At 41.1% G+C, this 13,348-nt stretch carries 12 protein-coding genes; 10 read left to right on the forward strand and 2 right to left on the reverse strand.

All coding sequences use genetic code 11. The annotated features are described in order from the left end of the window. The first annotated feature begins 1 nt into the window (after nt 1). From rng to tldD, 4 genes are read left to right on the forward strand one after another with little or no spacing between them, the layout of a single operon-like run. Entirely contained in the window at nt 2–1,474 is a 1,473-nt protein-coding gene (gene rng, locus ACNSN3_RS01020) for a ribonuclease G (protein ID WP_418608200.1), read from the forward strand. After that, on the forward strand, nt 1,474–5,322 hold the full coding sequence (locus ACNSN3_RS01025) for a YhdP family protein (protein WP_418608202.1): 3,849 nt from the start codon (nt 1,474–1,476) through the stop codon (nt 5,320–5,322). The genes rng and ACNSN3_RS01025 overlap by 1 nt, the downstream gene beginning before the upstream one ends. Further along, entirely contained in the window at nt 5,319–6,158 is an 840-nt protein-coding gene (locus ACNSN3_RS01030; RefSeq protein WP_054202527.1) for a carbon-nitrogen hydrolase family protein, read from the forward strand. The genes ACNSN3_RS01025 and ACNSN3_RS01030 overlap by 4 nt, the downstream gene beginning before the upstream one ends. Next, entirely contained in the window at nt 6,155–7,594 is a 1,440-nt protein-coding gene (gene tldD / locus ACNSN3_RS01035) for a metalloprotease TldD (protein WP_055012250.1), read from the forward strand. The genes ACNSN3_RS01030 and tldD overlap by 4 nt, the downstream gene beginning before the upstream one ends. A 79-nt stretch (nt 7,595–7,673) precedes the next feature. Here tldD and ACNSN3_RS01040 read toward each other — a convergent pair whose 3' ends face one another. Further along, the gene (locus ACNSN3_RS01040; RefSeq protein ID WP_075170523.1) at nt 7,674–8,564 is read right to left on the reverse strand and encodes a LysR family transcriptional regulator; all 891 of its coding nucleotides are present in this window, start codon (nt 8,562–8,564) and stop codon (nt 7,674–7,676) included. Between the two features lie 115 nt (nt 8,565–8,679). Between ACNSN3_RS01040 and ACNSN3_RS01045 the strand changes: the two genes are divergently transcribed. The 6 genes from ACNSN3_RS01045 to ACNSN3_RS01070 all read left to right on the forward strand — a co-directional run bounded on the left by ACNSN3_RS01045 (nt 8,680) and on the right by ACNSN3_RS01070 (nt 12,792). Next, nucleotides 8,680–9,084 (forward strand): lactoylglutathione lyase, encoded by a 405-nt coding sequence (locus ACNSN3_RS01045; protein ID WP_010390477.1) that lies wholly within the window; start codon nt 8,680–8,682, stop codon nt 9,082–9,084. A gap of 39 nt (nt 9,085–9,123) precedes the next feature. Then, the gene (locus ACNSN3_RS01050) at nt 9,124–10,224 is read left to right on the forward strand and encodes an alkene reductase (RefSeq protein ID WP_418608206.1); all 1,101 of its coding nucleotides are present in this window, start codon (nt 9,124–9,126) and stop codon (nt 10,222–10,224) included. Nucleotides 10,225–10,255: 31 nt separating this feature from the next. Beyond that, nucleotides 10,256–10,795, forward strand: coding sequence for a YbhB/YbcL family Raf kinase inhibitor-like protein (locus ACNSN3_RS01055; RefSeq protein WP_010390480.1), 540 nt, complete (start codon nt 10,256–10,258; stop codon nt 10,793–10,795). 48 nt (nt 10,796–10,843) lie between these two features. Continuing rightward, nucleotides 10,844–11,746, forward strand: a complete 903-nt coding sequence (locus ACNSN3_RS01060; RefSeq protein ID WP_418609026.1) for a polysaccharide deacetylase family protein — start codon at nt 10,844–10,846, stop codon at nt 11,744–11,746. Between the two features lie 197 nt (nt 11,747–11,943). Then, nucleotides 11,944–12,513, forward strand: a complete 570-nt coding sequence (locus ACNSN3_RS01065) for a DUF2799 domain-containing protein (protein ID WP_418608208.1) — start codon at nt 11,944–11,946, stop codon at nt 12,511–12,513. Between the two features lie 30 nt (nt 12,514–12,543). Beyond that, nucleotides 12,544–12,792 carry a hypothetical protein gene (locus ACNSN3_RS01070; protein WP_010390486.1) on the forward strand — a complete coding sequence of 83 codons (249 nt, stop codon included), beginning with the start codon at nt 12,544–12,546 and terminating at the stop codon, nt 12,790–12,792. A 46-nt stretch (nt 12,793–12,838) separates the two neighbouring features. Here ACNSN3_RS01070 and ACNSN3_RS01075 read toward each other — a convergent pair whose 3' ends face one another. Continuing rightward, complete coding sequence (locus ACNSN3_RS01075) at nt 12,839–13,339, reverse strand: DUF3299 domain-containing protein (protein WP_008468279.1); 501 nt, start codon at nt 13,337–13,339, stop codon at nt 12,839–12,841. Nucleotides 13,340–13,348: the final 9 nt, after the last annotated feature.

Below are 13,348 nucleotides of genomic sequence, written 5' to 3' on the forward strand. Positions count from 1 at the left end.
CATGAGTACAGAACTACTGATCAATGTCACGCCAAGTGAAAGTCGCGTTGCCCTAATCGAAAACGGTGTATTACAAGAAATTCAGCTAGAGCGTATTGGTAATTTAGGCATAGTAGGCAATATTTACTTAGGTAAAATAAGTCGCGTGCTACCTGGAATGCAAGCCGCTTTTGTTGATATAGGCTTAGAGAAAGCCGCCTTTTTGCACGCTTCAGATATCGTCAATAGTGCTTCTATTGTTGAAGGTGTTGACGACGAGCCAATTAAAAAAGTCCAAGATATTCGTGAGCTTGTTCGCCAAGGTCAGTACATTATGGTGCAAGTGGTTAAAGATCCATTAGGCAGTAAAGGTGCTCGCTTAACCACTGATATTACTATACCGTCACGCTATTTAGTATTTATGCCAGATGCGACGCATGTTGGTGTGAGTCAACGTATCGAAACGGAAGAGGAACGCGCTAGGCTTAAAAAAATTGTTGCTGAATATGGTGATGAAAACGGTAGCTTTATTGTTAGAACTGCCGCAGAAGGCGCAAGTGAAGTAGAGCTTCGCCACGATGCTGCGTTTTTAAAAAAACTGTGGGATAAAATAGTTTCTAAGCGCCGTAAAACTAGCAAAGCGAGTATTCTGCATGAAGATCTCACGCTGGCTTTTAGAACGTTACGTGATTACGTGGGCGAAGATATGGAGCGCATTCGTGTTGACTCTAAGCTTACCTATCAAGAGCTTAAGCTGTTTACTGAAGAATTTGTGCCGTTATTATCACAAGTACTTGAGTATTACCCGGGCGAGCGACCCATTTTTGACTTATTTGATGTAGAAAGTGAAATTCAAAAGGCATTGCATCGTAAGGTGACTTTAAAGTCTGGCGGGTATCTGATCATAGATCAAACAGAAGCAATGACCACGGTTGATGTTAATACCGGTGCATTTGTTGGTCACCGTAACCTTGAAGAAACTATTTTTAATACCAATGTTGAAGCAACCTCAGCTATTGCTCGTCAACTAAGGCTGCGCAATTTGGGCGGTATTATTATTATCGACTTTATTGATATGGTGAGCGATGAGCACAAACGCCGGGTAATGCACTCATTAGAGTCTGCGCTCGCTAAAGATCGTGCTAAAGCCAATATTAATGGTTTATCAGCATTAGGGCTGGTTGAAATGACCCGCAAGCGAACTCGCGAAAGTTTAGAGCATATACTGTGTGATGTATGTCCTGCATGTTCAGGGCGAGGCTCTCAAAAAACGGTTGAGACCGTATGCTATGAAATCCTTCGTGAGATAGTACGTGTGAACCGGGCTTACGATGCGGATAAGTTTGTAGTTTATGCATCTCCTGCAGTATGTGAAGCGCTATTAAATGACGAATATCATAACCTTGCAGAGTTAGAGTTATTTATTGGCAAGCAAGTTAATATCCAAACAGAGAGCTTATACAGCCAAGAGCAGTTTGATGTGGTAATGATGTAATGAAATTTAAAGCGGCCTGTTTCTTTTGTATGCGCAAATTATGGCAAATAAGTGCTGTAATTTTGGTGCTACTGGCCGTCATTGTTTCTATTTTAAAATACACCTTACCCTACGCAAATGACTATAAAGGCGAGATAGAAAATTATCTTGATAGCAAGTTTGATATTAGCCTATCGATAGGCGCTATATCGGCAAGTTGGCAAGGTAATGGCCCTGCCTTAGTGCTCGAAGAATTATCATTTAAAGACAACCAAACCGCCCCTATTTCTTTAACTATTGCGAAAACCAGTTTAGAGCTAAACCTTTGGGAAAGCCTAAAGTCTCTTCAACTTAAGTCGAATTACTTTGTGATCAATGGTTTTCATACCAAGGTTAATGTCGCGAATTTATTTGTAGGTAATCAAGACGATGTGTCATTTGAGCAAAAGGAATTAATAGAAGGGCTGTTTTTAGGTGAAACCGGTCATTTTGCAATAGAAAACTCCAGTATCAATTTTGTTTTAGAAGATAACAAAGAACGTAAACTGTTATTAGAAAACATTGTATGGCAAAACCAAGATAAACAACACCTTGGTAGCGGTAGTCTAGCATTACCGGGTATTTCGGTAGGGAATTTTGATGCGCGTATTGCACTCAAGGGTGAAACCTTAGAGCAAATGGTGGGTGATTTGTATGTGCAGGCTAATCAGGTTGATGTGTCAAATTGGTTAGCGCAATACATTAATACTCAAAAGCAGCATCTACATAGCGATTTAAACTTACAAGCTTGGCTTAGATTAGAGCAAGGCCTAGTGAGTGACGTAAAAGTTCAGTGGTTACCGAGCGCGGTAAATTGGCAGCTCAATGAGCAAACACAAAATGTAAGCCTAAGTGAAGGGGGATTTCATTTATACCCTGAGCAAAATAGCTGGCGATTAAAAAGCACGGGCTTAGCATTTAGTACGGGTGAAACCACTTGGCCAAGCCTTGAATTTGAAGCCTTATTGGGTAAGCAAAATAAAGTATGGCTACAGCAACTTGATTTAGCGCTATTGAGTGATTTAGCTGAGTTGACTAATTTTACCGACTTAGCCCCTTTTTTAGCACGCCAACCTAGCGGACAAATAAAGGCTGCGTACTTTGAGTTTGCCGATACAAAGCAATGGCAATTATGGTTTGATGCTGATGAAATTAGCTGGCAAGAAAAAAACGCCGTACCTGCCGCTCAATCTTTAAGAGTTAATGGGCTGGTTAATCAACAGTATGGTCGCATTGCGATTTTTGGTGAGAACAGCCATTTAATTACAGGCGCTAGCTTTAGTAATAATATTGATTATAACCAATTAAATATTGAGCTAGATTTAGCTAAGCGCTCAGGCGATTGGTACATCAGCAGTGATAACCTTTGGCTTGATAACAATGAGGTGACTTTAAGCGCACAAATGCAGCTGAGTTTGGGTGATACGCCACGCTTAGATTTATATGCTGAAGCGTTTGCACCAGATGCCAGTATTGCCGGTCACTATTTTCCTTTAACGTTAATGAGTCCTGACTTAGTTAGTTATTTAAATGGCGCAATAAAAGCAGGCGAAGTATCAAATACTCAGGTGTTATTTTCTGGCCCACTATCAGGCTTTCCATTTGACGATGGTTCAGGGCAGTTTGATGTAATAGCACAAATAGATAATGCCACCTACCAATTCGATCCCGATTGGCCAGCAGTTACTAATGCCAATGTAAAACTGCATTTTGCTAATGAGCGAATGGATATATATAGTCAGCAAGGCCAGCTGGTAAATCTTGACATTGGCAGCAGTGTGCATGTGAGTATTGATGACTTAATGGGCGATGCGCCGTTGGTGGTTAATATTGATAAGCAAGCTGAGCTTGAAAAAATGCACGATTTTTTTGCCGCTACGCCTTTAGCAAATCCATTAGCTGATATTTTTAATGTTGTGCAAGGGCAGGGGCTGGCAAGTGCAAATATTGAATTGCTAATAGGTTCACAATTTGAGGGGGGAGCCAGCGTCAATGGTAAGGTTAATTTACTCGACTCACCTCTCTACATTTCTGCACCTGGTATTTCTCTTGAGCATTTAAAGGGCGAACTTAGCTTTAATAACCAACAAATAAATCTCACTAATGCAACGGCTACATGGCTGGGTATGCCATTAACTATTAACTACAATAGTGACGCAAACGCAGAGGATTATCTCGCTAATATAAATATAAATGCTCAGCTTGATGCACAAACACTTATAAACCGTGGGCAAGGCATTTTAGATGGTTACTTAAGTGGGCAAAGTGATGTTGATATTGCTTTGGAGCTTAATTTTACCGAGCAAGGGTTTAACTATCGTGCCCAAGTTGAATCGCCACTTATTGGCTTAAGTAGTTCTTTGCCTGGAGCATATACAAAAAGCAGTGAGCAAGCTTGGCCACTGAGTGCAGTTATTCAGGGTGATGATATATCTAACTTGATCACTGCAAACGTTGATCAGCTAGTGTATTTTAATGCCATTCTAGACAATGCTAAATCACAGTTTAACAACGCCCACTTTATAATCGGTAACAAAGATTTAGGGCTTAACGCGCAAGATTTAACGGTAAGTATTAACTTAGCGCAAAGTGAGTTATTACCTTGGATTGATTTAATTGATCAAATTATTAATGCAGCTAAAGCGCAGCCAGAGAGTGCATCGCCAGGTATTATGCCGCCTTTGTATGAGGTTGTTGCGAATATTAACTCTTTTAATGTGAGTGGCATGCAGTTTAATGATTTTGATATGCGTTTATCGCCCTTAAATAATAACTTGCAATTAAGGCTCAATGCTAAAGAATTACGAGCAGAAGTGTTCATTCCCAGCGAGCAATCAAGTCAGCCGATTCGAATAAACAGTGACTATTTAAGGCTTAATTTTTTAGAGGCCGAAACAGAGCAACCAAGCGAAAAATCATCTCCTGAACAACTTGCATGGCTTACAAATTTGCCTGCTATTGAGTTTGAATGTGCCGATTGTAAGGTTAGCCATTATCAGCTAGATAAAGTCAGCGCCTCATTATTAGGTGATGGTAAAAAACTGCTTATTTCTGAGCTAGTAGTTGATAAGGGCGATCATATATTACGTACTAAAGGGCAGTGGCAAAATGGCCTAACAGCAATCAGCGGCGAACTTAAAAGTGATGATATTGGCGCTTTATTTAATGAATTTGATATCACCACTACTATTAAAGACTCAAACGCCAATCTAAATTATCAACTAAATTGGCAAGCGGCGCCTTATAACTTAGACATTGCTAGTTTAGACGGTGAAATTAGTTGGGATTTAGGCGAAGGCCATTTAACTGAAGTCAGTGATGGAGGCGCACGGGTATTTTCATTACTGAGCCTTGATTCATTAGTGCGTAAGCTAAAACTTGATTTTAGAGATGTATTTTCTAAAGGTTTTTTCTATAACAGCATGAAAGGTACGATGCAGATAGATAAGGGCATTGCCTATACCCAAGATACTAAAATGGATGGGGTGCCTGCCGATCTCTCGATTAAAGGGTATGCAAATTTAAATACTCTCGAAATTGACTACGACTTAGCAGTAGCACCGCAAGTAACGTCGAGTATTCCAGTAATTGTGGCTTGGATGGTTAACCCAGTAACGGGGCTTGCAGCTTTAGCAATTGATAAAGTAATTCATTCTGCGCGAGTGATCTCAGAGATCAACTTTAAAGTGACGGGTAAAATGAACGATCCTCAGGTACAAGAGTTAGATCGTAAGAGCCGAGAGGTGACCTTGCCACAAGCAGCACAAAATCAGCCGCGAGCATCCTCAGAGTTAAAACTCAAAGATGCTGAGGTTAGCGCCGCGCAATGAATAAACAACGTATAAACTCATCTCCTGCGATTATCGCATTGCAAATGTGCTCAGGCTTTAACCCTGATGATAACATTGCAGCTTTAAAGCAAGCATTAGCTGAATTACCAAGCACGCGGCCTTTGTTAGTATGTTTACCAGAAGCGTTTTTAGTGTTTAGTAAACACGCTGGTGATACGTTGTTAGTGTCACAGCGTATTGAGCAATATAAACAGCAAATTAGTGAATTGTGTCGTAAACACAATATTTGGTTAAATGCTGGCACCATGCCAGAGCCCTATGACCAACATAAGTATTACGCTGCCTCACACTTGTTTAATAACCAAGGCGATATTGTTGCAAGCTATAACAAAATACATTTATTTGATGTTGAGGTAGATGACCAGACCGGCAGCTACCGAGAGTCCGACTTTACTCAAGCGGGCGATGAGATTGTGGTTGTTGATTCTCCCTTTGGTAAAATTGGTTTAACAGTATGTTATGATTTGCGCTTTGCTGGTTTATTTAATGCCTTAGCTCGTAAAGGCGCAGAAATTATATTAGTACCCAGTGCGTTTACTGTTCCAACAGGTAAAGCGCATTGGCAGCCGCTACTTGCAGCACGTGCCATAGAAACGCAGTGTTATGTTATTGCTGCAGCGCAATATGGAACACATGAAAACGGTAGACAAACTTATGGTCACAGCCTGATGTTATCGCCCTGGGGTGAGACATTAAGTGAAAAACCAACAGGGCTTGGTTTTATTAGTTGTACCGTAGATTTGAACCAGTTACACAAAATTAGACGAGATATGCCGCTGCAATCTCACCAACGATTTAGAGAGCCATTATTATGAATTCGGTTGAACAGCATTTATTACACGACAGCCAGCTAAATCGAGAAGAACTCGAAAAAACATTAGCTTATATTCACCAGCACAAAGTTGATTATGCCGACCTTTATTTTCAATCGAGTCATCATGAGTCTTGGGTGCTAGAAGATGGTTTGGTAAAAGAAGGCTCTTATAACGTTGAACGTGGTGTTGGCGTACGGGCTGTTAGTGGTGAAAAAACTGGTTTTTCGTATTCAGACGCAATTAATTTAGAAGCGCTAAATAAGGCCGCAACTGCTGCACGTAGTATTGCCGATGCAGGTGAAGATAAAGCGGTTAAAGTATTTAGTGACGTGGCTGCTAAAGAGCAGTACGCGCCACATCAACCAATTTCTAGCATGAGCGATACCGATAAAGTTAATTTGTTACGTGAGCTTGAAAACTATATTCGCGAATTAGCCCCAGATGCTGAGCAAGTCATTAGCTCAATGTCTGCGGTATACGAAGAAGTATTAATTGCAGCTAGCGATGGCACCTTTGCTACCGATATTCGCCCACTGATCCGTTTAAACTGCTCTGTATTGCTAGAGAAAAATGGTCGCCGTGAACGTGGTGGTGCTGGTGGCGGTGCGCGCCTAGATTATGGTTATTTTAAAGAGCTGGTTGATGGTAAGCCGCGTTGGATGGGTTTTGCAGAAGAAGCCGTTCGTCAAGCTAAAGTAAACTTAGAAGCTATTGATGCCCCTGCAGGTACTATGGAAGTGGTATTAGGTAATGGCTGGCCAGGTGTGTTGTTACACGAAGCGGTAGGCCATGGCCTCGAGGGTGACTTTAACCGTAAAGGCGCGTCTGCGTTTAGCGGTAAAGTAGGGCAAAAAGTTGCTTCAGAGCTATGTACTGTGGTTGATGATGGTACTATGGCTGATCGTCGTGGTTCACTTAATGTGGATGACGAAGGTACGCCTGCAGCCTATAACGTACTTATCGAAAACGGTATTTTAAAAGGCTATATGCAAGATAAAATGAACGCGCGTTTGATGGGGGTAAACCCAACAGGTAACGCACGTCGTGAGTCATACGCGCATTTACCAATGCCACGTATGACCAACACTTACATGTTAGGTGGAGAGCACAGCCAAGCTGATATTATCAGCACGGTTAAAAAAGGCGTGTTTGCCCCTAATTTTGGTGGCGGTCAAGTGGATATCACCTCAGGTAAGTTTGTGTTTAGTGCCTCAGAAGCTTACTTAATTGAAAATGGTAAAATTACTCAGCCAATTAAAGGGGCAACATTAATTGGTAATGGCCCTGAGGTTATGCAACAAATCTCTATGGTAGGTAATGATTTAGCGCTTGATAAAGGCGTCGGTGTTTGTGGTAAAGACGGTCAAAGTGTACCAGTAGGCGTTGGCCAGCCAAGCCTGAAAATAGATAACCTAACAGTAGGTGGCACGGCTTAATTTTTATAACTGCCAAACGTTATAAATAAAACCTTGGAAGTGCAAACTCTCAAGGTTTTATTTTGTTGGCTGTTTATTGTTAAATTTGCTGCTGAAAAAAATCCATAAATGCGGCAACTTGTCGTGGCTGAAATTGCCTTGAGGGGTAAAGAAACTGTAAGCCAACTTGCTGTTTATCTTTATTACTAAAACCGAGAATATAGTCATCAAGTAGCGTCACTAAACTACCCTTAGTCAGATCATCATTAATATCTACCATTGATTTTAGAGCAATACCTGCACCGTTAATTGCCCACTGTCTGATCACTGCACCATCACTGCTACTCATAGCTACAGGTACGCGAATTACCTCGTCTTTAAAATGCCAATCATGCATCGATTGACCAAGTCTCTCCATTACTAAGCAGCGATGATTTAATAAATCGCTTGGTTGTAAAGGTTGGCCATGTATCTTTAAATATTCAGCTGAAGCACATAACACACGTTTATTGGCTTTGATCATTCGGCTAATCAAATTACTATCGGGTAAGTTTCCAAAGCGAATAGCAATATCAATGCCTTCTTCAACTAGATTAACTAAGCCATCGGTTAAATGTAGGTGTGGTTTTACTTGTGGATTCAGTGCTACAAATTTAGCTATTGCAGGGGCAACAAACTGTTTACCAAAGTCAGAGGGTGCGGTTACTTTGAGACTACCCGAAAGAGTATTTTTACTAAGCTGAATACTTTGCTCTGCGGCATCAATTTCAGCAATCACTCTTAAACAGCCTTGAAAAAAGTGCTCTCCAGCCTCGGTTAATTTAATACTTCGAGTATTACGTATTAAGAGTCGGGTTTGATAGTGATTTTCAAGCTGGTTGATACGTGCCGTCATACTCGCAGGCGATAAACCAATTTTTCGCCCAGCTGCAGCAAGCCCGCCAGAGCGCACCACATGAACAAAAAGCTGCATATCATCAATCTTAGCCATCGTTCCTCACTTTTTATAATTCAGTAATAATGAATAGTGTTTTTGATATTAACTCAATTATCAAATTTAAGTAAATAGTTAAACTGGTTGTACTCATTATCAACAGAGAAAGTTTATGCGTTTAGATCATGTATTAATTTCTAGTTGTGATTACCAGGCGATGCGACAGTTCTTTATAAATTCAGTTGGGCTAGTTGAAGGGTATCGTCCGCCTTTCCCTTTCGAGGGGGCATGGTTATACGGCAGTGATAATGTTGCTTTGATTCATTTGGTTAATGCCACGGGTAATAAAGCGCAACAGGGGTACTTATCAGCATTAAACAGCAAAACCCAAGGCCGAGGAGTGGTAGATCACATTGCCATTCGTAGCATAGGTTATCAAGGATTGAAAAGTCGCTTAGCGCAAACAGGTATAAGCTACTTTGAGCGAACCGTGCCAGAGCTGTTAGAGCAGCAAGTCTTTATACCTGGACCAGAAGAGATAAAGGTCGAAATGCTATTTAGTAGTGATGAAATTTAATTTAAATCCAGATAAACATTATTTATAAGAGAGTTAGTTATGTCTATAGAATCCTTATTTGAAGCTAAAACCCTCGGTGGCATGGTTACGCAAAATAGAATTGTGATGGCACCTATGACCCGTTCGCGAACTGCGCAACCGGGCGATATTCCTACTGAACTGATGGCCACTTATTATGCGCAGCGTGCTACTGCAGGACTGATTATTTCTGAAGCAACACAAATTTCTGCTCAGGGCAAAGGTTACTCATTTACGCCAGGTATTTACACGCAAGAACAAATCGAAGGTTGGAAGCAAGTAACACAAGCTGTGCATAAAGAAGGCGGTAAAATATTTTTACAACTTTGGCACGTTGGTAGAATGTCGCACTCTTCATTTCATCATGATGGAACGCCAGTTGCCCCATCTGCACTTGCTCCAGATGCACAAGTTTGGGTGGTGGGCGATGATGGAGAAGGACGGATGCTTGACTGCCCAACCCCACGAGCACTAAGTGTTAAAGAAATTAAAGAAATAGTAAATGATTATAAGCAAGCGGCAATTAACGCGATTGAGGCTGGTTTCGATGGCGTTGAAATACATGGAGGTAACGGGTATTTAATTGATCAGTTTTTAAGACGTTCAGCGAATAAGCGCACAGATGAATATGGCGGTAGCCAAGAAAACCGTATTCGTTTTGCCTGTGAAATTATTGGCGCAATTAGTAATGCCATTGGAGCTCATAAAGTGGGTATTAGATTAGCGCCTTTTATCACTCAGCGTGGTATGGGTGATAGTGAAGCAATTGACACTATTTTATTGGCAGCAAAGCAATTTGAGCAAATTGGTATTGCGTATATTCATCTTGCCGAAGCGGACTGGGACGATGCACCTACCGTAACACCAGAGTTTAGAGTCGCACTTCGTCAGTATTTTAGTGGCGCGATTATTGTTGCCGGTAATTATACCGAGCATTCAGGTGCGCAGCTTATTGAACAAGGTCTTGTTGATTACATTGCATTCGGTCGTCGTTTTATTGCCAACCCAGACTTACCGTATCGTATTCAAGAGCAACTGCCACTAAACACGATTACCGATGGGAGTACATTGTTTGGCGGTACAGCCAAAGGTTATACCGATTACCCAGCGTATCAAAAGTAACTTTTTTTAACTGAAAATATAAGGGCTAAAAATGGTTAATTTTTCAAACTCAGTCGTTACTTTACTGATCAGCGGGCTGTTTAGTAGTGCCAGTTTTGCGGCTGAATTTAGTTTATCGAGCCCTGATTTACAGCCAGGGCAGGCAATAAAGAGTGAGCAATACTGGAATAGCTTTGGTTGTCAGGGGAGTAATGTTAGGCCACAACTTAAATGGCAAAATGCGCCTAAGAAAGCCAAAAGCTTTGCCGTGACAGTGTATGACAATGACGCACCAACTGGCAGTGGTTTTTGGCACTGGGTAGTACATGATATTCCTCTTACTAGTAACTCACTATCTTCAACGACTTTGCCCAAAGGAGCCATTGAAGGTAATACAGATATGGGGAAGCCCGGATACCTTGGGCCATGTCCACCAGAAGGACGCAAGCATAGCTACACCTATAAAGTGTATGCATTGGATGTAGAAAAATTAGCTGTTCCACAAGGGGCAACAAGTGCACTTACAGGGTTTTTCTTACACCAACACTCTTTGCAAACAGCCGAGATCACAGTAACGGCAGGACCGCGTTAATTAGCTTAGGAGATAAAAATGAAGGCTTTACCTTTACTCATTCTTTTAATGGCACTGTGCAGCAGTAAGCTATTAAATGCAGCCCCACTACCTGAGAAATCAGGTTATTGGCCTGATGATGCACAATTAGTGATTTCTATTTCAATGCAATTTGAAGCAACAGCACAAGATAGCTCTGATGCAGGACCGTTTCCTCAAATAGAGCAGGGTTATCACGATACTATTTCGCCTACTTGGTATCAGTATGGGATGAATGAAGGGATCCCGCGATTACTTGATCTATGGGATAAACATAATATTAAAGTTACCTCTCATATGGTGGGCAGGGCTGTGGAATTAAATCCAGCACTTGCTAAAGAAGTGGTTTCGCGAGGGCATGAAGCATCGGGTCACGGCCAAACATGGACACCACAATATTCGATGAGTGTTGAACAAGAGCGCGCTTCATATATTAAAAGTGCAGATATTATCGAAAAAGTGACAGGCATGCGGCCGGTTGGCTTTAATGCATTTTGGATGAGACACTCAAAAAATACACTTACGCTTTTGCAAGAGCTGGGGTTTATTTATCATATTGATGATCTATCGCGTGATGAGCCTTCTTTTACACCAGTAAATAATAAGCCTTTTGTGGTTGTACCTTATACTTTTCGTAATAACGACATTGTGCGCTATTCAGGAAGCACAGCTATGACGGCTCGAGCCTACTTGCAAGAGTTAAAGGATGAGTTTGACGTGTTATACGCTGAAGGAAAACACAGAAGACGAATGATGTCGATAAGTGCTCATGACCGTATTGCAGGAACGCCTGCACGGGTAAAAGCGCTTGATGATTTTATCCAGTATGCAAAACAGCATACTGGTGTTAAGTTCATGCGAAAAGATAACATAGCCAGTTGGATAATGAAGCAAAATAATGTGCCTACTAATCCGGCTCAGACGGCTAGGTAAAGGAAACATCTATGAGGCAGCTTTTTAATACCATAAGTATGCCTCGTGTGATTTTTAGAGGTGAAGGAGTTAAGTTGTTGTCGTAAATTTTAAACTTCAACGGAATTAGAATAGCTTGTTACATTTTTACTATTCACTTTAAACGAATATCTCTTAAAATAGGTACTTGAATAGTCTATAACACTTTAGGAAATAGCATGTTTAGCCGATGTATGTTCATTTTATTTGTACTATCTCTATCAGGATGCTCTTCTTTGTCTCAGGATGAATGTATACAGGCCAATTGGACAAACCTAGGCTTTAGTCATGGCGAGCAAGGGTATACATTTGAACATGGCAGAGAAATTATATCCGCTTGTAGTGAGTTTGGTATCACTGCAAAACTAGATGATTATAAGGTTGGTTACAAGCAGGGGCTCGCAGCCTTTTGTGAGCCTGAAAATGGCTTTACCCTGGGCTTACGAGGGGATGCGTATAACGGGATTTGTAATGACACACAGTTTAGAAAAGCATGGCAAGAGGGTAACGAGCGTTATCAATTTGAAGTAAGGAAAGCCGAGATAGATGATCGACTTAATAATATTAATTGGCGGTTGCAATCTATTAGTAATGAATTAGCGAGTGATAAACCGTCAAGTAGCCAAAGTAAAGAGTTACGCCGAGAAAGAGAACAGTTAGAGAGAGAGCGTCGTGATTTAAGAAAAGAAAAAGCACTTTTACCATTACTCAACAAGTTTCCTTCATGGCATTTTGAGTATGAACTATAATTTATAACATATCCTTTTACGGTGATTAATATGAAAGTAATATCAATTTTAATAACATTTCTGATCCTCAGTGGGTGTGCGTCAAAAGAAATGCCAGACGGTTATGGAAATGAAGTATTTGCGGAGCATGAGTGCTTAGGTGGTGAAGTTGAAACAGACTATAGCTACACAATTTTTAGCTCTGACGAAGATGAAAGCAATAAGAGTACGGTGAAGTCGACTTGTCATCCAGTGAAAACTCAGTCTGAACTTGAGCGAGATATAAGGACGGGTGGTTGATAGAACAAAATAAAACCCACTTTAAAAGTGGGTTTTATTTTAAGAATTAAAGCTCAAAGGGAGCAACACCAACAGCTTGCATTTGATAACCCACTTGGGCTATTTCGCCAGACCAAGTTTGCGTCTTAATAACGCCCGTTACAACAATTGCATCATATAAGCTATCGATAGGCACACCGCCTTTAATAGTTACATGAACCAGCTGGTTTGGCGGTGGGGGTGGCACATGAATACAGGCACCAAAGTAAGGGACTAATAAAAACTCGGTAATAAGTTCGCTGTCACCTTCAAGTGGCACAACAAACCCAGGTAAGCTAACAGACTGCCCATCAAGTGCTTTAACAACCGGCGCGTCCAAATCAGGTTGCACCCAGTTTTGCTCACTGCCTTCGTGATTAGCTTGTGCTTGGGTATCTATTTGCACATGCCCTTGTGGGATCAAGTCTTCCCAAAAAATTTCCTTCGGGGGATTTGCAATGCTAGCAAAGCTAATTAGCACTGCACTTAATAGCATTAAAGAGTGTGTAGTTACTTTAAACAACGTCATGATCATCCT

It is taken from the genome of Pseudoalteromonas sp. US3C1004 (assembly GCF_048401065.1).
Lineage (GTDB): Bacteria > Pseudomonadota > Gammaproteobacteria > Enterobacterales > Alteromonadaceae > Pseudoalteromonas > Pseudoalteromonas undina.

Excerpts from the sequence above, each read along its gene's own strand:
- rng (WP_418608200.1), top strand. The coding sequence starts at position 2 with ATGAGTACAGAACTACTGATCAATGTCACGCCAAGTGAAAGTCGCGTT.
- ACNSN3_RS01025 (WP_418608202.1), top strand. The coding sequence starts at position 1,474 with ATGAAATTTAAAGCGGCCTGTTTCTTTTGTATGCGCAAATTATGGCAA.
- ACNSN3_RS01030 (WP_054202527.1), top strand. The coding sequence starts at position 5,319 with ATGAATAAACAACGTATAAACTCATCTCCTGCGATTATCGCATTGCAA.
- tldD (WP_055012250.1), top strand. The coding sequence starts at position 6,155 with ATGAATTCGGTTGAACAGCATTTATTACACGACAGCCAGCTAAATCGA.
- ACNSN3_RS01040 (WP_075170523.1), bottom strand. The coding sequence starts at position 8,564 with ATGGCTAAGATTGATGATATGCAGCTTTTTGTTCATGTGGTGCGCTCT.
- ACNSN3_RS01045 (WP_010390477.1), top strand. The coding sequence starts at position 8,680 with ATGCGTTTAGATCATGTATTAATTTCTAGTTGTGATTACCAGGCGATG.
- ACNSN3_RS01050 (WP_418608206.1), top strand. The coding sequence starts at position 9,124 with ATGTCTATAGAATCCTTATTTGAAGCTAAAACCCTCGGTGGCATGGTT.
- ACNSN3_RS01055 (WP_010390480.1), top strand. The coding sequence starts at position 10,256 with ATGGTTAATTTTTCAAACTCAGTCGTTACTTTACTGATCAGCGGGCTG.
- ACNSN3_RS01060 (WP_418609026.1), top strand. The coding sequence starts at position 10,844 with ATGGCACTGTGCAGCAGTAAGCTATTAAATGCAGCCCCACTACCTGAG.
- ACNSN3_RS01065 (WP_418608208.1), top strand. The coding sequence starts at position 11,944 with ATGTTTAGCCGATGTATGTTCATTTTATTTGTACTATCTCTATCAGGA.
- ACNSN3_RS01070 (WP_010390486.1), top strand. The coding sequence starts at position 12,544 with ATGAAAGTAATATCAATTTTAATAACATTTCTGATCCTCAGTGGGTGT.
- ACNSN3_RS01075 (WP_008468279.1), bottom strand. The coding sequence starts at position 13,339 with ATGACGTTGTTTAAAGTAACTACACACTCTTTAATGCTATTAAGTGCA.